Annotated in this window: 1 protein-coding gene; it reads left to right on the top strand. The window is 40.3% G+C overall.

The window, feature by feature from the left end:
- Nucleotides 1-15: 15 nt before the first annotated feature.
- Nucleotides 16-648 (top strand): alpha/beta hydrolase (locus AAEZ02_RS21760; protein ID WP_351125009.1); only part of this gene is annotated, 633 nt, incomplete at its 3' end.

The raw sequence follows: 648 nt of genomic DNA, 5'->3' as shown, positions 1-648 counted from the left end.
GGTGAAGAGACCTTAGTGTTCATCCATGGTTACCCTGACAGTTTGGAGCTTTGGGACAAACAGGTTGAATATTTAAAAGATGATTATTCGATTGCTCGATTCACCCTTCCGGGGTTCGAGTTAGAAGATAATGGGGAAAGACCTCATTACACTATAAAACAGATCCGAATGATTATGAACGCCTTTATTAGAGGTTTAAATAAAGACAAGGTCACCGTTCTGGCTCACGACTGGGGCGCGGTTTATGCGTCTCAGTATCTGAAGAAAAATGACTTAGTAGATAGCCTGGTACTCTTTGATATCGGCAGCTTTGGCGAAGAGAAACGACCAACCATCAATGTTAAATACACCTTTGCACTTGCTGTTGCTTGGACTTTACCTGAATTTTTAGGAGAAAAGTTGGCATTATATACTGCTGATAACATTTTAAAAATTGAAGATGTAGACCCTAATAAAACAATCGCGGATTTGCGAACAGATCCCCGTATGACCTATCCGTACTGGCATTTGTGGAAATCTGTATTAACGAAAAATACAACAAAGGCGACAGAAATAAAAGATTATGGCACGCCTTTCCTTTTCATTTACGGCAAGGATAAAAAAGTCTGGTTCCATGCTAAAAGCTGGGAAAAGCAGCTACAAGAGCAG

The sequence above is a fragment of the Shewanella sp. T24-MNA-CIBAN-0130 genome (assembly GCF_040310185.1).
GTDB classification, from domain to species: Bacteria; Pseudomonadota; Gammaproteobacteria; order Enterobacterales; family Shewanellaceae; genus Shewanella; species Shewanella psychromarinicola.
The sequence above is the reverse complement of the archived record's forward strand: the minus strand, read 5'-3'. Positions and strand labels throughout refer to the sequence as shown.